19 protein-coding genes and 1 other RNA gene are annotated in these 19,449 nt (G+C 69.3%); 10 read left to right on the top strand and 10 right to left on the bottom strand.

Annotated elements, in window-relative coordinates; genetic code table 11:
* Window positions 1-140: 140 nt before the first annotated feature.
* Window positions 141-1,328 carry a RimK family alpha-L-glutamate ligase gene (locus ACFU8V_RS11380; RefSeq protein WP_025103589.1) on the bottom strand — a complete coding sequence of 396 codons (1,188 nt, stop codon included), beginning with the start codon at window positions 1,326-1,328 and terminating at the stop codon, window positions 141-143.
* An 18-nt stretch (window positions 1,329-1,346) separates the two neighbouring features.
* Between ACFU8V_RS11380 and ACFU8V_RS11385 the strand changes: the two genes are divergently transcribed.
* The gene (locus tag ACFU8V_RS11385; protein ID WP_378871169.1) at window positions 1,347-1,835 is read left to right on the top strand and encodes an ATP-dependent zinc protease; all 489 of its coding nucleotides are present in this window, start codon (window positions 1,347-1,349) and stop codon (window positions 1,833-1,835) included.
* A gap of 3 nt (window positions 1,836-1,838) precedes the next feature.
* On the opposite strand, the gene ACFU8V_RS11390 is transcribed toward ACFU8V_RS11385, so the two are convergent.
* Window positions 1,839-2,234: an RDD family protein gene (locus ACFU8V_RS11390; RefSeq protein ID WP_025103591.1), complete on the bottom strand. Its 396-nt coding sequence runs from the start codon at window positions 2,232-2,234 to the stop codon at window positions 1,839-1,841.
* A 147-nt stretch (window positions 2,235-2,381) separates the two neighbouring features.
* Between ACFU8V_RS11390 and glnA (ACFU8V_RS11395) the strand changes: the two genes are divergently transcribed.
* The 6 genes from glnA (ACFU8V_RS11395) to ACFU8V_RS11420 all read left to right on the top strand — a co-directional run bounded on the left by glnA (ACFU8V_RS11395) (window position 2,382) and on the right by ACFU8V_RS11420 (window position 6,930).
* The gene (gene glnA, locus ACFU8V_RS11395; protein WP_025103592.1) at window positions 2,382-3,806 is read left to right on the top strand and encodes a type I glutamate--ammonia ligase; all 1,425 of its coding nucleotides are present in this window, start codon (window positions 2,382-2,384) and stop codon (window positions 3,804-3,806) included.
* A gap of 205 nt (window positions 3,807-4,011) precedes the next feature.
* Window positions 4,012-4,302, top strand: coding sequence for a hypothetical protein (locus tag ACFU8V_RS11400; protein ID WP_378871173.1), 291 nt, complete (start codon window positions 4,012-4,014; stop codon window positions 4,300-4,302).
* Window positions 4,302-5,594 (top strand): WXG100 family type VII secretion target, encoded by a 1,293-nt coding sequence (locus ACFU8V_RS11405; protein ID WP_378871176.1) that lies wholly within the window; start codon window positions 4,302-4,304, stop codon window positions 5,592-5,594. The genes ACFU8V_RS11400 and ACFU8V_RS11405 overlap by 1 nt, the downstream gene beginning before the upstream one ends.
* 92 nt (window positions 5,595-5,686) lie before the next feature.
* Window positions 5,687-6,076 (top strand): hypothetical protein, encoded by a 390-nt coding sequence (locus ACFU8V_RS11410; RefSeq protein WP_025103595.1) that lies wholly within the window; start codon window positions 5,687-5,689, stop codon window positions 6,074-6,076.
* Window positions 6,073-6,357 (top strand): WXG100 family type VII secretion target, encoded by a 285-nt coding sequence (locus ACFU8V_RS11415; protein WP_338566155.1) that lies wholly within the window; start codon window positions 6,073-6,075, stop codon window positions 6,355-6,357. The genes ACFU8V_RS11410 and ACFU8V_RS11415 overlap by 4 nt, the downstream gene beginning before the upstream one ends.
* A gap of 90 nt (window positions 6,358-6,447) precedes the next feature.
* Window positions 6,448-6,930: a hypothetical protein gene (locus tag ACFU8V_RS11420; RefSeq protein ID WP_378871180.1), complete on the top strand. Its 483-nt coding sequence runs from the start codon at window positions 6,448-6,450 to the stop codon at window positions 6,928-6,930.
* A 67-nt stretch (window positions 6,931-6,997) separates the two neighbouring features.
* Here ACFU8V_RS11420 and ACFU8V_RS11425 read toward each other — a convergent pair whose 3' ends face one another.
* Window positions 6,998-7,390 (bottom strand): VOC family protein, encoded by a 393-nt coding sequence (locus tag ACFU8V_RS11425; RefSeq protein ID WP_338566156.1) that lies wholly within the window; start codon window positions 7,388-7,390, stop codon window positions 6,998-7,000.
* 136 nt (window positions 7,391-7,526) lie between these two features.
* On the opposite strand from ACFU8V_RS11425, the gene ACFU8V_RS11430 reads away from it, so the two are divergent.
* Both ACFU8V_RS11430 and ACFU8V_RS11435 read left to right on the top strand, forming a co-directional pair.
* A complete protein-coding gene (locus ACFU8V_RS11430) occupies window positions 7,527-8,918 on the top strand; it encodes a serine/threonine-protein kinase (protein WP_378871184.1) in 1,392 nt (463 codons plus the stop codon).
* A gap of 148 nt (window positions 8,919-9,066) precedes the next feature.
* A complete protein-coding gene (locus ACFU8V_RS11435; protein WP_374460143.1) occupies window positions 9,067-10,170 on the top strand; it encodes an AI-2E family transporter in 1,104 nt (367 codons plus the stop codon).
* On the opposite strand, the gene ACFU8V_RS11440 is transcribed toward ACFU8V_RS11435, so the two are convergent.
* The 4 genes from ACFU8V_RS11440 to ACFU8V_RS11455 are packed head-to-tail and all read right to left on the bottom strand — an operon-like array spanning window position 10,171 to window position 15,702.
* Window positions 10,171-11,091, bottom strand: coding sequence for a diacylglycerol kinase family protein (locus tag ACFU8V_RS11440; protein WP_025103601.1), 921 nt, complete (start codon window positions 11,089-11,091; stop codon window positions 10,171-10,173).
* Window positions 11,092-11,139: 48 nt separating this feature from the next.
* Entirely contained in the window at window positions 11,140-14,115 is a 2,976-nt protein-coding gene (locus tag ACFU8V_RS11445; RefSeq protein WP_378871189.1) for a bifunctional [glutamine synthetase] adenylyltransferase/[glutamine synthetase]-adenylyl-L-tyrosine phosphorylase, read from the bottom strand.
* A gap of 7 nt (window positions 14,116-14,122) precedes the next feature.
* A complete protein-coding gene (gene glnA / locus ACFU8V_RS11450; RefSeq protein WP_025103603.1) occupies window positions 14,123-15,460 on the bottom strand; it encodes a type I glutamate--ammonia ligase in 1,338 nt (445 codons plus the stop codon).
* A gap of 2 nt (window positions 15,461-15,462) precedes the next feature.
* The gene (locus tag ACFU8V_RS11455) at window positions 15,463-15,702 is read right to left on the bottom strand and encodes a hypothetical protein (protein ID WP_025103604.1); all 240 of its coding nucleotides are present in this window, start codon (window positions 15,700-15,702) and stop codon (window positions 15,463-15,465) included.
* Window positions 15,703-15,783: 81 nt separating this feature from the next.
* On the opposite strand from ACFU8V_RS11455, the gene ppgK reads away from it, so the two are divergent.
* Entirely contained in the window at window positions 15,784-16,530 is a 747-nt protein-coding gene (ppgK, locus tag ACFU8V_RS11460; RefSeq protein ID WP_025103605.1) for a polyphosphate--glucose phosphotransferase, read from the top strand.
* A 75-nt stretch (window positions 16,531-16,605) separates the two neighbouring features.
* Here ppgK and rnpB read toward each other — a convergent pair.
* The 3 genes from rnpB to ACFU8V_RS11475 form a co-directional block, all read right to left on the bottom strand.
* An RNA gene (gene rnpB / locus ACFU8V_RS11465) (RNase P RNA component class A) lies at window positions 16,606-16,962 on the bottom strand.
* Window positions 16,963-16,986: 24 nt separating this feature from the next.
* Window positions 16,987-18,687 (bottom strand): bifunctional 3'-5' exonuclease/DNA polymerase, encoded by a 1,701-nt coding sequence (locus tag ACFU8V_RS11470; RefSeq protein WP_378871195.1) that lies wholly within the window; start codon window positions 18,685-18,687, stop codon window positions 16,987-16,989.
* A 22-nt stretch (window positions 18,688-18,709) separates the two neighbouring features.
* A complete protein-coding gene (locus ACFU8V_RS11475; RefSeq protein WP_378871198.1) occupies window positions 18,710-19,447 on the bottom strand; it encodes a zinc ribbon domain-containing protein in 738 nt (245 codons plus the stop codon).
* Window positions 19,448-19,449: the final 2 nt, after the last annotated feature.

The raw sequence follows: 19,449 nt of genomic DNA on the forward strand, positions 1-19,449 counted from the left end.
GTCGCCCACGGCACCGCGGTCGCTGCCGCACACCTGCACGTGCGCGATGGCGGCGGCGGCCGCGCGGACCCCCTCCGCCCCCCCCCCCCCCCCGAACCCACGATCCTCTTCCTCCCCACCTGGGTCCCCCCCCGCTTCTCTCATTCCGAGAGCGGCTGCTTGGGGAGGCGGCGCACCTTCGCCCGCCGGCGACGACGCTCGGGGATCATCGAGCGCATCTCATCGAGCTTGCCGAAGCAGAACAGGCGGTCGTCGGCCTCGAGGACCACGTGCTTGCGCGGGTTCGGGATGACGCTGACCCCGCGGTGCAGCGTGAGCACCGTGATGTCGCGTTCCCACAGGCCCGCCTCCCCCAGCGTCTTGCCGACGAGGTCCGCGGCGCCGTGGACCATGAGCTCGGCGACGCCGTACCCCGTGGAGACCGTGAGGCGCTGCCGCACGTCGATCTCCGGGAAGGCGACCTGACCGGCGATGTAGTCGATGATCGCGCCCGCGACGTCGAGCTTGGTCGCGGTCTCGATGCCCTGCAGGCCCGGGGAGGAGTTGACCTCCATCACCAGGGGTCCCTCGTCCCCCTCCAGCATGTCCACGCCGGCGACGCGGAGGCCCATGATCTGGGCCGACCGCACGGCGGCCCGCTCGTAGACCGGGTCGAGCTCGATCGCCTCGACCGAGCCGCCACGATGCACGTTGGAGCGGAACTCGTCTCCGGCCGCCGAGCGGCGCATGGCCGCGACCACGCGGTCCCCGACGACGAGCGCGCGGATGTCCCGCCCCCGGCTCTCGGCGATGAACTTCTGGATGAGCACGTTCTGCTTGGTGGAGTGGAGCGTCTCGATGATGGCCTCGGCCACCTTCACCTGAGGCGCGAGGATGACGCCGATGCCCTGGGTGCCCTCGAGCAGCTTGATCACCACGGGGGCGCCGCCGACGCGCTCGATCGCCGGTCGCACGTCGGCGCGGTTGCGCACGAAGGCCGTCGGAGGCATCGCGATGTTGTGCCGGGAGAGGATCTGGTTCGCCCGCAGCTTGTCGCGCGCGCTCGAGATGCCGTTCGCCGTGTTGGGGGTGTAGACGTCCATCTGCTCGAACTGCCGCACCACGGCGGTGCCGAAGTACGTGATCGAGTTGCCGATGCGGGGCAGGATCGCGTCGTAGTCGCTGAGCTGCCGGCCCCGGTAGTGCAGGTCGGGCTCATCGGAGGTGAGGTCGATCGCGAAGCGCAGCGTGTTGAGCACCTTCACGTTGTGGCCCCGCTGCAGTGCGGCCGCGCGGAGGCGTTGGGTGGAGTACGCCTGCGGCGCACGGGACAGCACTGCGATCTTCACGGGGGATTTCCTGCCAGGATGTATCAGGTGAGTAGGTCTACCCATTCAAACACCCTTACGGGGTGGCGCGAGTGGGTGAGCCTGCCCGATCTCGGCGTCGACTGGATCAAAGCCAAGATCGACACCGGCGCCCGCACCTCGTCCCTGCACGCGTTCGACATCCAGGAGTTCGAGCGCGACGGCGAGGCCTGGGTGCGTTTCCGCGTGAAGCCCTGGCAGGACAGCCAGGAGGACGCGGTCGTCGTGGAGTCCCCCATCCACGATCGCCGGGCCGTCCGGAGCTCGTCCGGGCACGCGCAGGAGCGTCTCGTCGTGCAGTTGATAATCCGGCTAGTCGACCGCGAGGTGATGGCCGAGGTCACGTTGAGCAACCGGGACGAGATGGGATTCCGCATGCTGATCGGCCGGGAAGCGCTGCGTCGCGGCTACGTCGTGGATCCGGCGCGTTCCTTCCTCGGCGGTCGCGCGCCCCGTGAGGCACGTCGGCGCAACCGCGGCCGCGCCTGAGCGTCAGGCGCGGATGAGGACCGTTCCCACGGCCTTGTCGTGCAGGCCACGCTGATCCGGGTCCCACACCACGGCCGGGATCACGATCAGGAGCAGCAGCGTGCGCACGATCGGGCGCCACAGACCGACCCATCCGCCGTCGAGACGGACGACGCGCATACCGAGGATGCGGTGCCCGGGGCTGCCGCCCGCGGTCGGGATGAAGAGGATCTGCACGACCCCGAAGATGAGCAGCGTGGCGAACGGGTCGTACTGGAAGAACGCGACGGAGAGGATGACGGCTGCCGTCCAGTCGATCGCGAGGGCGCCGATCCGGCGTCCAGGGCGACCGATGCTCCCCGGTCCGGACTCCGGGAGTCCGAGTCGCTCACCGGGGTACGTGTTCACAGCATCCGTCACCCCTCCAGCCTACCGAGGCTGTGGATGCCCTCTGATCCTGCTCACGCTGTAACACGGACGAAACAAAGCGGATACCGTGGAGAAATCCCCCGTCCGTACTGTGCAGAGTGGCCCCGAAGCCATCGATCCGCATCACAGGAGTCGTACATGTTCAAAGATTCGTCCGAGGTACTGGCCTACATCAAGGAGAACGACGTCAAATTCCTTGACATCCGTTTCACCGACCTCCCTGGTGTGCAGCAGCACTTCAACATCCCTGCGGCGACGGTCGACGAGGCCTTCTTCACGGACGGACAGCTGTTCGACGGCTCCTCCATCCGCGGCTTCGCCAGCATCCACGAGTCGGACATGCAGCTCATCCCGGATGTGACGACGGCGTACATCGACCCCTTCCGCGAGGCGAGCACCCTCGTGATGATCTTCGACATCTACAACCCGCGCACCGGCGAGATCTACTCGAAGGACCCGCGTCAGGTCGCGAAGAAGGCGGAGAAGTACCTCACCTCCACCGGCATCGCCGACACCGCGTTCTTCGCCCCCGAGGCCGAGTTCTACATCTTCGACGACGTGCGCTACTCCGTGACCGCCGGCGAGAGCTTCTACAAGGTCGACTCCGAGGAGGCCGCGTGGAACACCGGCCGCGAGGAGGAGGGCGGAAACCTCGCCAACAAGACCCCCTACAAGGGCGGCTACTTCCCCGTCAGCCCGGTCGACAAGACGGCCGACCTGCGCGACGACATCACCCTCAAGCTCATCGATGCGGGCTTCATCCTCGAGCGCTCCCACCACGAGGTGGGAACGGCCGGCCAGCAGGAGATCAACTACCGCTTCGACACCATGGTGCACGCGGCGGACGACATCCTGAAGTTCAAGTACATCGTCAAGAACACCGCCGAGGAGTGGGGCAAGGTCGCCACCTTCATGCCGAAGCCGCTGTACGGCGACAACGGCTCGGGTATGCACACCCACCAGTCGCTGTGGAACGACGGCAAGCCGCTGTTCTACGACGAGGCCGGCTACGGTCAGCTCAGCGACATCGCGCGGTGGTACATCGGCGGCATCCTGGCGCACGCGCCGGCACTGCTCGCCTTCACCAACCCGACGCTGAACAGCTACCACCGTCTGGTCAAGGGCTTCGAGGCTCCGGTCAACCTGGTCTACTCGGCCGGCAACCGCTCCGCCGCGATCCGCATCCCGATCACGGGCTCGAACCCGAAGGCCAAGCGCATCGAGTTCCGCGCCCCCGACGCCTCGGGCAACCCGTACCTCGCCTTCGCCGCGCAGCTCATGGCGGGCCTCGACGGCATCAAGAACCGCATCGAGCCGCACGAGCCCGTCGACAAGGACCTCTACGAGCTCCCGCCCGAGGAGGCCAAGAACATCCCGCAGGTGCCGAACTCCCTGCTGGACTCGCTCGAGGCGCTCCGCGCCGACCACCAGTTCCTCCTCGAGGGCGGCGTGTTCACCGAGGAGCTCATCGAGACCTGGATCTCCTACAAGTACGAGAACGAGATCCTGCCGATCGCGCAGCGCCCGCACCCGTTCGAGTACGAGCTGTACTTCGGAGTCTGAGCCGACCGCGGATCGCGAGAGAGCCCGTCCCCATCCGGGGGCGGGCTCTTTCGCCGTCCGGGGGACTGCGCGACTACGGCAGCCTCATTCCTCCGTACTCGTTCGAGGTGATTTCATACACAGATACAGACTTTTCACTGTCCTTTGACTCCGTCTTCGCCTATGCTCGATCCCGCAGCCGGGGGGCTCGCAGGAAGAGGGCGGCATGTCGCAGGACTATGAAGTCGACACGGACGTGTTGCGGGCGATGGCGGCGAAGACGCGGCGCATCATCGCAGACGTCGGGTCGACCGACCTCGCCCCGCCGACGTGCGCCGGCCACGAGTGGGTGGTCGCAGCCTCTGAGCGGTTCGCCGAGGCCTGGTCTGCGGGCCTCGCAGCCCGGGTGACGGACTCCGACGAGTTCACCGAGCGTTTGGCGACGACGGCCCGGGTCTTCGACGAGGGGACGGATGCCGCGAAGGCCGAGGTCGACGCGATGATCTGGGAAGAGTGATGGAGCTCGGGCAGAACCGCTCCGCCGCCGCCCTCATTCCCGGCTCCCCCGGCGAGGTCCGGCAGACAGCCGAAAGGTGGAAGGCACACGGCACGGCTGCAGCACGCGTGCACGACCAACTCGCGACGCTCGACGACGAGGGCACCTGGACGGGCGAGGCCTACGACGCGTACCTGACGCGCTTCGATCGTCAGCTGTTGCATTGGTCGAACGCCGGCGACGGGCTCCGCGAGGGCGCTCACGCCCTGTTCACCTGGGCGGATGCGCTGGAGTGGGCGCAGGAGGAGGCCGCGCGCGCCATCACCCTGTGGGACGAGGCCGAGCAGCAGGCCGCCACGGCACTGGCCGCGCACCGCGCTTACGTCCGCGAGCTTCGGGTCGGGCAGGGCCTACGGCACCCGGAGGCGGAGGTGCCGTTCGTCGACCCGTCCGGTCCGGCGCATGAACAGCCCAGAGAGGTGCTGTTCAACGCCCGGGCGACGCTGGAGGTCTTCGCCCGGGACTGCGCAGTCCGGCTGGACCAGGCTGCAGAGGCCGCGCGCATGCCGCTCACCGAGGCTGAGGCCGCGACCGCAGCGCAGCATGCCGTCACCGAGACGGTGTTCACCCTTGCTGTCGTGCAGCCGTTCCAAGCCACGATGGACATGCTCGCCGTCTCCGCACAGACGCTGTGGGAGCACCCGGACATCATCCTCGAACTCCTCGGCGGGGCTGCAACCTTCATCGGAGGCGCCGCACTCGCTGTCGGTGGCGGAGGTCTGACGGTGACCGGAGTCGGTGCCCTCGCCGGCGCGCCCGCCATCGCCGCCGCAGGCGTCGGCGTCGCCGGCGTCGGTGCAGAACTCATCGGCGATGCAACCGGGCGGTGGTTCCGCGAAACCGACCGAGCCGCCGACTCCCGTAAAGGTGTCGATCGCGGGGATGGGCGCGACACCGGTGGGCGCTATGCGAATGGCCAGGAGATCAGGCCCTGGGTCGACAAGGAGAAAGTCGGACTCGACGAGTATGCCTCTGAGGCAGGGGTCGACGTGATTCGAAGGAAAGTTCACGTCACCTATGAGGGCGCCCCGCAAGCGAGCCGCTCGTACGACGGGTTGGTCAAGAATAATGACGGGTCGAACACCTATACCGGAATCGAGGTCAAGTCCGGCTCGGCTATCGATGAGTATGGCAGGGCATCGAGCACCCAGCGCCAGTTCGACGATGCCGTAAACGCAGGTACGCCCGCGCGCGGCAAACTAGACGGTGATGACATCATCATCACGCGAGTAGAGAGCAGGGATGTCCCATGAGAGCGCCATTTACGCATGGCGAAGAAACACCCAGCGGGCAGCGCGGCTGGATCACGGACAGCTTCCGCCCCATTCCCGCGCATCTGAGGCTCATGCTGGGCCACCTGGACGGCGAGCGAAAGCTGACCTACATAATCTGGCCCGGATCCGATCCCTCCAGCACCGTGGGCTTCCGCGAGCCTGCCGGGGATACCTTCATGCAGGCGGCAGGCTCTGCCGACGCAATGACGGTGGAGGTGAAACTGCCTGGACCTGACGGTGAGAGCCACTTGTATACGGTCGGGCGTGCCGAGCCCGTCGACGGGACGACGACGCTGATCCCGATCAGTCAGACCCGTGCGGTGCGCGTGTTCTCGAACGAGGTGTTCACCGCTGACGAAGCCGCGGTCATCTTCTACACGTACTACCTCACCGACGCCGTCGCTCAGCCGTACGTCCTCCGCGAGCTCGACCTCAGCCAGGAGCTGTCGGAGGAACGATGAGAGTCGCGGTCCGCCACGACGCCATTAGCGACACGGTCGCGCGTCTCGCTCTCACCGTCCGGCGATTCGAAGACGCGCTCGATGCCCTCGACGCGGAGGCCACCCTGCTGCGATCCTCATGGTCCGGTGAGGCCCATGCCGCATACGACCGCGCCCACCACGACTGGGACACCGCCATCCGCGGCATGAAGGCCGCCCTCGCCGAAGCCAATCGACGACTCATCACCGCCAACGCCATCTCCATGGAGACCGCCAGCACCGCCGCCCGCCTCTGGAAGTGACGCTCATACGGTTCGGGATGGAACCCCCGCCCGCGCCAAACCGGACGGCGAAGACATCGTCGTCACACGAGTAGAAACGCAGGTTGTGCCTTGACGTTCAAGCCCACCCACGCCTCGGCCTCTCCCTCGGGACTCTACGGATTCGTCACGGACGCGTACCGTCCCATCCCTGACGAGCTCTGCTTCATGTTGGGACGCCTCGACGGGGAAACGAAGTTCACGTGCAGCATCTGGCGAGCCGAGAACCCTGAGAAGGGATTCGTCACGCCGGAAGACCTGACCGGCTCCTTCATCCAGGCGGCGGGATCAGCCGATGGCATTACTGTCGAAGTCCGACTTCCTGGACCTGACGGCGAGCCCCATCTGTACACGGTCGGTCGTCCCGAGTCTGCCGATGGGACGACGCTGATCCCGATCAATCAGACCCGTGCGGTGCGCGTGTTCTCGAACGAGGTGTTCACCGCTGACGAAGCCGCGGTCATCTTCTACACCTACTACCTCACCGACGCCGTCGCTCAGCCGTACATCCTCCGCGAGCTCGACCTCAGCCAAGAACTGTCGGAGCAAAGATGAGAGTCTTGGAGACCGCCAGCACCGCTGCCCGCCTCTGGCGGTAACGGCGCCCCGGGCGGGGCCCGCGTCAGCGCTCGTCGGCGACGATCTCGGCCTTGAAGCCCGCGGAGTTCTCCAGCCATCCGGCGTAGTGATCCGGCCCACCGGCGTGCGGGTAGCGCTCCGCGTACAAAGGCCGCCAGCCGTGCTCGGGCGCCGCCGCCATGATCGCGTCCACTCGGTCCCGCGGGCCCGCAGCGAAGGCGAGATGGTTCACGCCCGGGGCACGACGATCGTGTTCACTGCCGCTGAGGTTCGGGGATGTCGTGAGGGTGACATACGCGCCACCCGCCTCCCAGGACTCGCCCTCGGGCCACGCGCTGGCGCGGACGAAACCCACCGCACCGAGCAGCCACCCCCACTCCGCTCGCGACGACACGAGGTCGGCGACCCAGACCTCCACGTGGTGAATCCCTGCCATCCGTCCAGTCTCTCAGCTCCCCGTGGATCCTCCATTGCAGGTGTCGGGCTCTACGTCAACCCCAACGCGTCGCTTTTTTTGCGCGGATACGGTGAAGACATCGTCGGGATACCCGGTCCCGCCAGTGGAGGACGCCGTGATCACCCAGGAAGCCCCGCCCACCGCCGCGCTTCTGGACGGCCGCTACCGCCTGGCGGAGGCCGTCGGCATGGGCGGGATGGCGACCGTGTACCGCGCGGAGGACATCGCGCTCGAACGCACCGTCGCGGTGAAGATGTTCCGCGAGTCCGACGATGCCGTACTGTCCGTGGAGCGGGTGCATTCGGAGAAGGCGCTCCTCGCGGGCCTCAACCACCCGGGCCTGGTCACGCTCCTGGACGCGCACCTCGAGCCCGGACGACCGAAATACCTCGTGATGGAGTACGTGCCGGGACCGACGCTGAGCAAGCGCATGGCCCGCGCGACGGTGACCCCGCGCGAGATCGCCACGATCGGGGCGGACATCGCCTCCGCCCTCCACGCCGTGCACAGCGCCGGCATCGTGCACCGCGACATCAAGCCCTCGAACGTCCTGCTCACGCCGCCCTTCGACACGAACGGCAGGTGGAGCGCGAAGCTCGCCGACTTCGGGATCGCCTGCGCCATCGACATGTCCCGTGTCACCACCCCCGGGATCGTCCTCGGGACGCTGACCTACATGGCACCCGAGCAGCTGCGGAACGGCGACATCCGTCCCGCGGTCGACATCTACGCGCTCGGTCTCGTCCTGTTGGAGGCGCTCACCGGCAAGCCTGGGTTCGCCCCCACCCTCAGCGTCGAATCCGCCCTCGCCCGTCTCCACATCGCGCCGGAGATCCCCGCGGAGTTGGGATCGGAGTGGGCCGCACTGCTCACCGCGATGACGGCGATCGAGCCCGAAGCACGGCCGCACGCTCTGGAGGTCGAGAGCGAACTGCGCCGGCTGATCGATCTCCCCGTCACCGAAGAGGTGGCAACGGATGTCACCGTGCCGCTTCCCGCGCCGACCGCAGGCGCCCTCCCCCGGACGCGCGCCGAGGCTCGCGCCCGCCGTCGCGCCGCCGCGGCGCACCCCGCCGCGTCCCCGGCACGGCGTACGCGCCGTCGTCGCGAGTCTCTCCTCATCGCCGCGGTGGTCGTGCTCGGCGTGGTGACCACCGCCTCCGCAGCACTGCTCGGACACGGCGAGCAGGCTCTCGCGAGCTCGGGCGCCGTGTCCGATGGCGCGTCGAGGATCGTCGAGGGCGTCGAGGACCTCGTGCCGGTCGAGCCGGCTCCCGCGGACACCCTCGTCGACTCGGAGCCGGCAGAGACCGTCGCCGTCGAGCCGGTGGCCGCGACCCCTGTGGCACCGACCGCATCGGTCACCGAGGCGGTGCCGGATGCGAGCCTGCCCGAGAACGCCGCACCGCAGGCTCAGGAGAACCGAGGCAAGAGCCCCGGCCGCGACGGCAACAACGGCAAGGGCAACAGCGCCGGCAACAGCGGCAAGGGCAACAGCAGCCACTGATCCGACGCTTCCGACGCCTGCCGAGCCGGCGGGTGTCGCTGAGCAGCGCGCGGGACCGGGTGGAGGATGATCGAGTGTCGAGTATCGACAGAGGGAGGGGACCATGCGTCGCAGGAAGTTGATCGCACCGCCGGATCAGGCACCCAGCGTGTCCGCGCAGCGACGGTCGCCGTCGAGCGTGGTCGCCGGCGCCAGGGCGAACCCGTTCATGTTCGGTCTCCTCGGTGCCCTCGGGGTTCTCGTCGCGCTCATGATCGGCGGCATCGTCGGCCAGCTCGCCACCGTGCTGGTCTACATCGGCGTCGCGCTCTTCCTGGCGCTCGGCCTCGATCCGATCGTGCGGTTCATCGAGCGCAAGCTCCCCCGTCCGGCGGCGGTCGCCGTAGTCGTGATCGGGGTTCTCCTCGCCTTCGCCGGGATCATCCTCGCCATCGTCCCCACCCTCGCGGAGCAGATCGGGAACCTGATCAAAGACGGTCCGAAGATGATCGAGGACTTCACGAACAGCGCCTGGTTCCAGGACGTCAGCGGACAGTTCGGCGGCACGATCAAGGACGCCGTCGACGGCGTGGTCGGCTTCGTGCAGAACCCGGACAACTTCCTCGACATCGGCGGCGGTGTCTTCGCCGTCGGCGCCGGAATCGCCGGCGGCCTGACGGGCATCACGATCGTGGTCATCCTCACGCTCTACTTCATGGCGTCGCTGCGCAGCATGAAGCGGGTGGCTGCCCGGTTCGTCCCGGCGTACCAGCGCGACACGTTCAGCGAGCTCCTGGAGGACGTCTCCAGTGCCGTCGGGCGCTACGTCATCGGTCAGGCGAGCCTCGCGCTCACCAACGGCATCCTGAGCCTCATCTTCCTGACCATCATCGGAGCGCCGGTGCCGGCGCTGCTCGCACTGATCGCCTTCATCGGCTCGATGATCCCGCTCGTCGGAACCCTCTCGGCGTCGATCATCATCTCGCTCATCTGCCTGTTCGTCTCGCCGACGACCGCGCTGATCGCGATCATCTACTACCTGATCTACATGCAGATCGAGGCGTACGTGCTCTCTCCGCGGATCATGAACAAGGCCGTCGACGTCCCGGGCGCACTGGTCGTCATCGCCGCAGTGGCCGGTGGCGCGCTCGGCGGGATCCTGGGTGCGCTCGTCGCGATCCCGGTGGCCGCGAGCATCATCATCATCGTGCAGAAGGTCGTCTTCCCCAACCAGGACAGGAAGAAGACGCCGCCCGCGGTGACCGTCGCCTGATCAGCGGACGAGGACGGCGCCCGGCTGCACGCGCACGGTGAAGGCGTCGATCTCGCCGACCTCCTCGCCGTCGATCTCGAACATCTGCGGCGTGGCGAGCTGCACGCGGATCCGCTCCGCCGACACGTGGGTGGTGGAGTCCGTGCTGACCGCCTGATCGACGTTCCCGATCATGCGACGGATGCCGTTGTCCCAGACGACCGAGCGGACGGTGTCGAGCCACTGCAGCGCGCCGTCGGAGCTGATGAGCAGCATGTCGAGGAGGCCGTCGTCGAGGACGGCGTCCGGAAGCAGGCGGATGCCGCCCTGGAGCATGCCGCAGTTGCCGACGAGCAGCGTGTGCCCGCGCACCTCCTCCGGCTCGTGGTCGTCGAGCTGCAGCGTGATGTCCGTCATCTCGGTGCCGGCCAGTGCGCGCCCCATCGCCTCGACGTAGGCGAGCCAGCCGGCGCGATCCTTGAGGTCGTCGTTGGTCTCCACGAGCATCTGCGCGTCGACCCCGAAGCCGACCATGACGGAGAAGGCATGCTCCTCGCCGTCGAACTCCACCCAGCCGAGGTCGATGCGGTGGGGCTCCGAGTCGCGGATGTGCTCGAGCGCCGGCAGCACGCCCTCCAGCGGCACACCGAGGTTGCGCGCGAGCAGATTGCCCGTGCCCTGCGGCACGATCCCGAGAGCGACATCGGTTCCGACCAGAGCTTCCGCGACGGCGCGGATCGTGCCGTCGCCGCCGACCGCGATGACGAGAGCGCAACCCTCCTCCACGGCCTTCGCCGCGACGCCGCGCCCGGGGTCGTCCGGGGTGGTCTCCCCCCAGCGCACATCGGCTTCCTCGCCGAACGCGAGGGTCACCGCTTCCCCGAGGACATCCCGGTCGGACTTCGTCGGGTTCCAGATCACGCCGATGCGAGGAGAGGTCATACGCTCACTCTGAGCGACGGAGGACGATCGTGCAACTCGACCGGCCGTCTAGCCGTAGAAGAGCTGCTCGAAGGTCCGCCGGGCGCGCCGCGTGACCGCCAGGTAGTCCTCCTCGAGTGGTGTCGCCGACCGGGGCGGATAGCCCAGCAGACGGGCCAGGGCATCCAGCTGACGGCGGTCGGCAGGCAGGACGTCGCTCGTCTGCCCCGTGAGCAGGGTGATGCCCGAACGGAGCCGGCTCGACAGCAGCCAGGCCGCCCGCAAGCGCTCGGCGTCGTCCTCCTCGACGAGCCCGGCTGCGACCGCGGCGTCGAGCGCGTGCAGCGTGGACGTGGTGCGGAGACCCGGGACGTCGGTCGCATGCTGCAGCTGGAGGAGCTGCACGAGCCACTCCACGTCGCTGAGAGTCCCCGGCCCGAGCTTGAGGTGACGACGGGGGTCCGTGCCCTGCGGCAGCCGCTCCCCCTCGACGCGCGCCTTGATCCGCTTGATCTCCCGGAGCCCCTGGAGGTCGACCGCCTCCGGGTACCGGATGCTGTCCGCGAGCTCCATGAACCGCCCGATGAGCTTCGTGCTCCCGGCGACACCGCGCGCCCGCAGGAGCGCTTGCGCCTCCCAGGACAGCGACCAGCGGCGGTAGTAGGCCGCGTAGGCGTCGAGGGACCGCACGATCGGACCGTTGCGCCCCTCGGGCCGCAGACCCGCGTCGAGGTCAAGGGGCAGGCGATGATCCGTCAGATGCTCGCGGAGCCCGGCCACGATCCGCGTCGCGAGCTTCTCCGCTCTGCCCGGGTCGACGCCGTTCGCGTCGTACACGTACAGCACGTCCGCATCGGACCCGAAGCCGAGCTCGGCGCCGCCGAACCGCCCCATGCCGATGACCGCGAAGTCGAGCGCCGTGTCCTCGGGCGGCACGACCTCGCGGAGGACGGCGCGGAGGCCGGCCTGGATCGTCGCATCCGTGATGTCGGTGAGCGCGGTGGCCACCTCCTCGATGGTGACGACATCGAGGACGGCCGCCATCGCCGTGCGCAGGAGCTCGCGACGCCGCAGGGCCCGGACGGCCCGCAACGCGTCGGCGACCGTCTCATGGCGCGTCTGGATTGCTCGGGCCTCGTCGTCGAGCGCCTGCGCGCTCCGTGGACGCAGTCGCTCGGCGCTGTCCAGCCACGCCACCGACTCCGGGATCCACTCCAGCAGCTCGCCGATGTACCGCGAGGACGACAGCAGTCGGGTGAGGCTCTCTGCCGCACCGGAGGAGTCCCGCAGCATGCGCAGGAACCACGAGGTATCCCCCAGCCGCTCGCTGATGCGGCGGAACGCGAGGAGGCCGTAGTCGGGGTCGCTGCCGTCCGCGAACCAGCGCACCATGACGGGCATGAGGTGCCGCTGGATCGTCGCCTTGCGGCTGAGTCCGCGTGTCAGCGCGCCGATGTGGCGCAACGCTCCCGCCGGGTCGCGGAACCCGATCGCGGCGAGCCGGTCGTGAGCCTGCTCCGCGGAGAGGGTGCGCTCCTCCTCGGGCAGTCCGGCCACGGCGCTCAGCAGCGGGCGGTAGAAGAGGCGGGTGTGGATGTCGCGCACCTCGCGGCGGACGCTCTCCCAGCGCGCCCAGACGCCCTCCCCCGTCTCAGCCAGCTTCGTGCTGCGCGCCAGGATGCGCAGGCCGGCCGGCGTCTTGGGCATGAGGTGGGTGCGGCTGAGGTCGCGCAACTGCAGACGGTGCTCCATGAGCCGCAGCACCCGATAGTCGTCCGCGAAGGTGCCCGCATCCGCCCGGCCGATGTAGCCGCCGGCGACCAGGGCGTCCAGGCTCTCCAGCGTGCCACGCGTGCGCAGCGACTCGTCGGTGAGACCGTGTACGAGCTGCAGGAGCTGCACCGTGAACTCGATGTCGCGCAGCCCGCCCGCGCCGAGCTTGAGCTGGTACGGGGCGTCCTCCGGGTCGATGTGCTCCATGACCCGCTCGCGCATGCGCTGGACGCTCTCGACGAACTCCTCCCTGGCGGCACTCGACCACACGCGCCGCTGCACCGCGTCGATGTAGGCAGCGCCCAGGTCGGGGTCGCCGGCCAGCGGTCGAGCCTTCAGCAGAGCCTGGAACTCCCAGCTCTTCGCCCACCGGTCGTAGTACGCGACGTGCGACGCGAGGGAGCGCACGAGGGCGCCCTGCTTGCCCTCCGGGCGCAGCGCCGCGTCGACCTCCCAGAGCGGCGGCTCGACCTCGATGGCGCTGAGGTTGCGCATGGTGTCCCTGGCCAGACGCGTGGCGATGTCGATCGCCTGCGGCTCGGAAAGCGCCTCTTCATCCGCCGTGCCGCCGACGAAGATGACGTCGACGTCGCTGACGTAGTTGAGCTCCCTCGCACCGGCCTTTCCCATGCCGATCACGGCCAGCTGAGTGGCAGCGACGGCGTCCCGACCGGCGGACGGCGCCTGGCGGGTGCGGGCGATCGCGAGCGAGGCCTCGAGCGCGGCGCCGGCGAGATCCGCGAGGGAAGCGGCGACCGCGGCGACGACCTCTTCGGGGCGCGAGTGACCGAGATCGAAGGCGGCGATCTCCGCGAGGTTCCGCCGATACGCGACGCGGAGCGCCACGACCGTCCCGTCGTCCGCCGCGTCGGCGAACCCGTCCTCCGCCCCGACGGCGGCGAGGAGGCGATCGCGCCACACGTCCGCCGTGGGGAGCACGTCGATCGGTGCGGCCAGCACGTCCAGCTCGTCGGGATGCCGCAGGAAGAACTCCGCCAGTCCTACAGAGGCACCAAAGACGCGCCAGACGCGCCGGCGCGTCTCCTCGTCGTCCGCGAGCGCCCGCAGCGGGGCAGGGTCTCGTCGAGCGACCCGCAGCATCCCGCGAACGGCCGCATCCGGGTCCGCCGCGACGGCCGCCTCGAGCAGCATCGCGCGCGGCACGCCGAGCAGGCTCTCGAGCTCCGCCAGCGACGCCGCGGCCTCGCTCAGCTCAGCGAACCCGAGCCGGGCGAGGGCCGAGAGCGAGACGGAGGCGTCGGGGCGAGCCATGCCGCGCTCAGAGGAGCTCGAGGTTGTTCTTCAGCTCCAGCGGCGTTACCTGGCCGCGGTACGCCTCCCACTCCTTGCGCTTGTTGAGCAGCACGTAGTTGAACACCTGCTCCCCCAGCGTCTCCGCGACGAGCTCGGAGGCCTCCATGTACTCCAGGGCGTGGTCGAGGCTGGCGGGCAGGGCGGAGTAGCCCAGCGCCCGGCGCTCGGCGTCGCTCAGCGCCCAGACGTTGTCCTCCGCCTCCGGCGGAAGCTCGTACTCCTCCTCGATGCCCTTGAGACCGGCGGCGAGCATGAGCGCGTACGCGAGATACGGGTTCGCCGCGGAATCGAGCGCGCGGTACTCGACGCGCGAGGACTGCCCCTTGTTCGGCTTGTACATCGGGACGCGGACGAGCGCAGACCGGTTGTTGTGGCCCCACGTGATGAAGCTCGGCGCCTCGTCGCCGCCCCAGAGCCTCTTGTACGAGTTGACGAACTGATTCGTCACGGCGGAGATCTCGTTGGCGTGCTTGAGCAGGCCCGCGATGAAGTGACGGCCCGTCTTGGAGAGCTGGTACTTCGCGCCCTCCTCGTAGAACGCGTTCTGATCGCCCTCGAACAGCGACATGTGCGTGTGCATGCCGCTGCCGGGCTGGCCGCTGAGCGGCTTCGGCATGAACGTGGCGTACACGCCCTGCTCGATCGCGACCTCCTTGATGACCGTGCGGAAGGTCATCACGTTGTCTGCGGTGGTGAGGGCGTCGGCGTAGCGGAGGTCGATCTCGTTCTGGCCGGGGCCACCCTCGTGATGACTGAACTCCACGGAGATGCCGAGGTCTTCCAGCATGCGGACCGAACGGCGACGGAAGTCGTGCGCCGTGCCCCCGGGGACGTTGTCGAAGTAGCCGGCGGAGTCGACGGGGACGGGCCCCTCAGGACCGAACGACGACGACTTGAGTAGGTAGAACTCGATCTCCGGGTGCGTGTAGAACGTGAAGCCCGCATCGGCGGCCTTCGCGAGCGTCCGCTTCAGCACGTGACGGGGATCGGCCACCGCGGGCTGTCCGTCGGGCGTGGTGAGGTCGCAGAACATGCGCGCGGTCGGGTCGATCTCCCCGCGCCACGGCAGCGTCTGGAAGGTCGTCGGGTCGGGCTGGGCGAGCAGATCGGACTCGTACGTGCGGGTCAGCCCCTCGATCGCGGAGCCGTCGAACCCGATGCCCTCGGCGAAGGCTCCCTCGACCTCGGCCGGCGCGATGGCGACGGACTTGAGCGTGCCGATCACGTCGGTGAACCACAGGCGCACGAACTTGACGCCGCGCTCCTCGATCGTCCGGAGGACGAAGTCCCTCTGCTTGTCCATGGCTACTCTGCGCCCTGGCCCTTCTCCGCACCGAAGCCGCTGGACGGCTTCGCGTCCCAGCCCTGCTCCGCGGCTTCTTCCTCGGCCCAGGCACGCGACCGCTCCTTGAGCACCTCGGGGGCGCGACGCGCCTCGGCCTCGGTGTCGAACGGGCCGATGCGGTCGATGGACGGCGACAGCATGCCGAACTCGACCTCGCCCGTGACGGAGTTGTACCAGTACTTGTGATCGCCGTCGGTCATGGCTGCTCCTTCTTCCCGCGAGCGGTTGGGGTGATGTCATCGATCCTACTGGCGTGCACCGTGGTCGCTAAGCTATCGGCCATGGCAAAAGCGATCGGCGTCGACATCGGCGGCACGGGCATCAAAGCGGGAATCGTCGACCTCGAACACGGCACCATGGCCTCGGATCGGGTGCGCGTGCCCACTCCGGCCGGCGCGGCACCGGAAGACGTCCTCGTCGCGGTGCAGACGGTCCTGAAGACGCTCGACGTGCACGAGTCGACCCTGCCGCTCGGCGTGGCGTTCCCCGCGATCGTCAAGCGCGGCAAGACCCTGTCCGCGGCGAACGTCTCGAAGGAGTGGATCGACTTCGACGCCGAGCGCTTCTTCCGCGACGGCCTCGGCCGCAACATCGTCTTCGTGAACGACGCCGACGCCGCCGGTGTCGCGGAGGCCCGCCACGGAGCCGCCCGCGACGTGCTCGGCTTCACGCTCCTGACCACGCTCGGCACCGGGATCGGCTCCGCGTTCCTGTACGACGGCGTGCTGCTCCCGAACACGGAGCTCGGCCACCTGAACTTCCGCGAGTACGAGTCCGTCGAGACCTATGCGGCCACCTCGGCGCGCGAGCGCGAGGGCCTGAGCTGGGAGGAGTGGGCCGAGCGCCTGCAGGCGTTCTACTCCCACATCGAGTTCCTGTTCAGCCCCGACCTGTTCGTGGTCGGCGGCGGCGTGTCGAAGAACGCAGGCGACTTCCTGCCCCTGCTCGACCTGAAGACGCCGATCGTCCCCGCGATCCACCGCAACAACTCGGGCATCATCGGCGCGGCCTCGCTCGCCGGCGACTGACCCTTCGACAGGCTCAGGGACCCAAACGAGGGAGGCCCCGATGACGGGAGTCATCGGGGCCTTCGGCGTTCGAGGCGAATGGGCCGACCTGTACGCCGGGTTCTGTTCCGGGGTTCTTCGCCCCTTCGACGGCCATCTCTCTCGGCGACACGTTGCCGTGCCGCTCCAGCGGTCTACCCGAGGACTCGGCGGGCCGCGTCATCATCCTCTGTCTGACCTTGCTCCGGGCGAGGTTTACCTGGCGGGCCGTGTCACCACGGCCCCCGGTGGTCTCTTACACCACCCTTTCACCCTTACCCCTCGCGGGGCGGTCTGCTCTCTGTGGCACTGTCTCGCGGATCACTCCGGGTGGGTGTTACCCACCGCCCTGCCCTGTGGAGCCCGGACGTTCCTCGGTGCGGTTGCCCGCCACGCGACCGTCCAGTCGACCCATTCGCCCCTCCAGTCTACGGGGCCTCACTTCTCGGCGGAGTCCGCAATGCGCAGATCGAGCGGCACGTCGATCGGGAAGGTGCCGAACAGGCGGGTGGTGGCGACGGCAGCGGCCTCGCGGACGGCGTCGGCCGCGGCCTCCGCGTGCTCCTGCGGTGTGTGCAGGATGACTTCGTCGTGCAGGAAGAACGCCAGGTGCGGCTCCCGGGCGAACGGCCCCGATGCCTCGGCCGCGCCGAAGACCTCGGGAAGCTGTGCCAGGCGGTGACGGATCTCGGCGAGCCAGATGAGCGACCACTCCGCCGCGGTGCCCTGGACGACGAAGTTCCGGGTGAAGCGCCCCCACTCCCGTGCGCGGCGGCGGGCGTGGGAGACAACGGCGGGATCGGCGTCGGCGCCCGTGGCATCAGCCTGCAGCCGCATCCACTCCGTGGGCGGACGCGGCGAGGAGCGACCGAGCCAGGTGGACACGATGCCGCCGTCCTCCCCGACACGCGCCGCGTCGTCGACGAGCGCCATGGCGCGGGGATAGACCTTCCGCAGCCGGGGAACGAGTCGCCCGCTGTCGCCGCTGGTGGCGCCGTACATCGCTCCCAGAACCGCGTACTTCGCCTCCTCGCGGGTCGCGACGGCACCCGACGCGACGACCCCCGCGTAGAGATCGCCGCCGCGTGCCGCGGCCGCCATCGCCTCGTCGGCCGCCATGGCCGCGAGCATCCGCGGCTCGAGCTGGGCGACGTCCGCGACGACGAGGGCCCAGCCCGGATCCGCACGCACAGCGGGGCGGAGGTTGCGCGGCAGTTGCAGCGCGCCGCCGCCGGCCGATGCCCACCGTCCGGTCACGACCCCTCCGGGGATGTACACCGGGCGGAAACGGCCGTCCTGCACCCATTCCGACAGCCAGGTCCAGCCGTTCGCGCTGAGCAGTCGAGACAGCTTCTTGTAGGCGAGGAGCGGTTCGATCACGGGGTGCTCGTGGGCGGACAGCTCCCACTTGCTCGTGGACTCCACCGACACGCCCACGCGGTGCAGCGCCCGCAGCAGCTTCGGCTGGCTGTCCAGGTGCAGCGTGGGGTCGTCGAGCAGGGCTCGAACCTCGTCGCCGCGCTCCACCATCCGTCGGGGCAGCCCGCCCGCGGCAGGACGAGCGCCCAGGGTCTCGGTGAGGATCGCGTCGTGCGCCCCGGCGTCCCACGGGAGCCCCGCGACGCGCATCTCCTCGGCGATCAGCCCGCCGGCCGACTCTGCGGCGCACAGCAGCGTCAGGCGTCCGTCGGCCGCCTCCGCCATCACGCTCCGCTGCGCGCGGTACTGCTCGAGTGCCGCGGTGACCGCGTCCTCACCGGACTCCTCGTCGAGGACGTCGAACAGGGAGGGGGTGGTGTCGACCGGGTCGCGGCGCTCCCACGCCGCGGCGGGTGCCAGCGGCGTGGACGCCATGGCTGTGTCGCGCAGGATCGCGTGACAGAGGACGAGGTCGTGGCTGCGCGTGATCCTGACGCCTTCGCTCAGGAGCAGCGCGTAGATCTCGGCCGCGCTGCGGATGATCCACCGCGGGGCGTCGGCGGCTTCGACCGCCGCCACCCATCCGGCGAGTTCCGCCGCGGGCAGGAGCGTGCGCTGCTGCTCCTCGCCGTGTTCGTCCAGCTCGATCGCGGCGTACTCCCCCGCACCGAGGCCGACCAGCGCGAGGGGTCGCTCCGGGCCCGACGCCGGCGCCGTCACGGGCGGTGCAGGCCGGATGCGCTCATGACGAGAGTCCCGACTCCTCGGTGCGCACGAGGATGCAGCCGCACTCGGGGCACGAGACGACCTCGTCCTCGGGCGCGCGACGGATCTCGTTGAGATCGGTGCCTGGCAGCATCATGCGGCAGCCTTCGCAGGTTCCGCGGGTGAGGAGGGCCGCTCCGGCGCTGTTCGCGGCGCGGCGATCGTACTCCGCGAGAAGCGGCGCGGGAACGGTGGCGGCGACCGCCTCCCGGTCGCGGGCGAGCTGGGCGCCGAGCTCAGTCGCCGCGGCGACGTCGGCCTTGCCCTGCGCGGTGAGGGCACCCCCCTCCGCGGTCGTCGCATCCAGCAGCGCCTGCTGGGCGGCCACGGCGGCGTCGGCTTCCTCGACCCGGCCCATGACGTCGAGCTCCGCGTCCTCCAGGTCGCTCAGACGCTTGGCGAGGCTGGCGAGCTCGTGCTCCAGAGCCTGCGCCTCCTTCGGGTTGGTGGCCGCCGCGAGGCGCTGGGCGTCGCGGTCGCGCCGCTGCTCGGCCAGCGCGACGTCCGATTCCAGCCGCGAGAGCTCGGTGCGGGCGTCGTCCCTGGCGCCGGTCAGGACCGTGAGCTCGCGGAGCTGCTCCTGACGGATGGCGACGAGCTCGGCGATCCGGCCCGCCTGGCTCGGCTGCGTGCGGGCGCGCTCCGCCTGCGCGATGCGCCGGTCGAGGTCCGCGATGTCGAGCAGGGTGCGCTGGTTCTCCGGGGTGGCGTTCACGC

The sequence above is a fragment of the Microbacterium sp. NPDC057658 genome (genome assembly GCF_042799975.1).
Classification (GTDB): domain Bacteria; phylum Actinomycetota; class Actinomycetes; order Actinomycetales; family Microbacteriaceae; genus Microbacterium.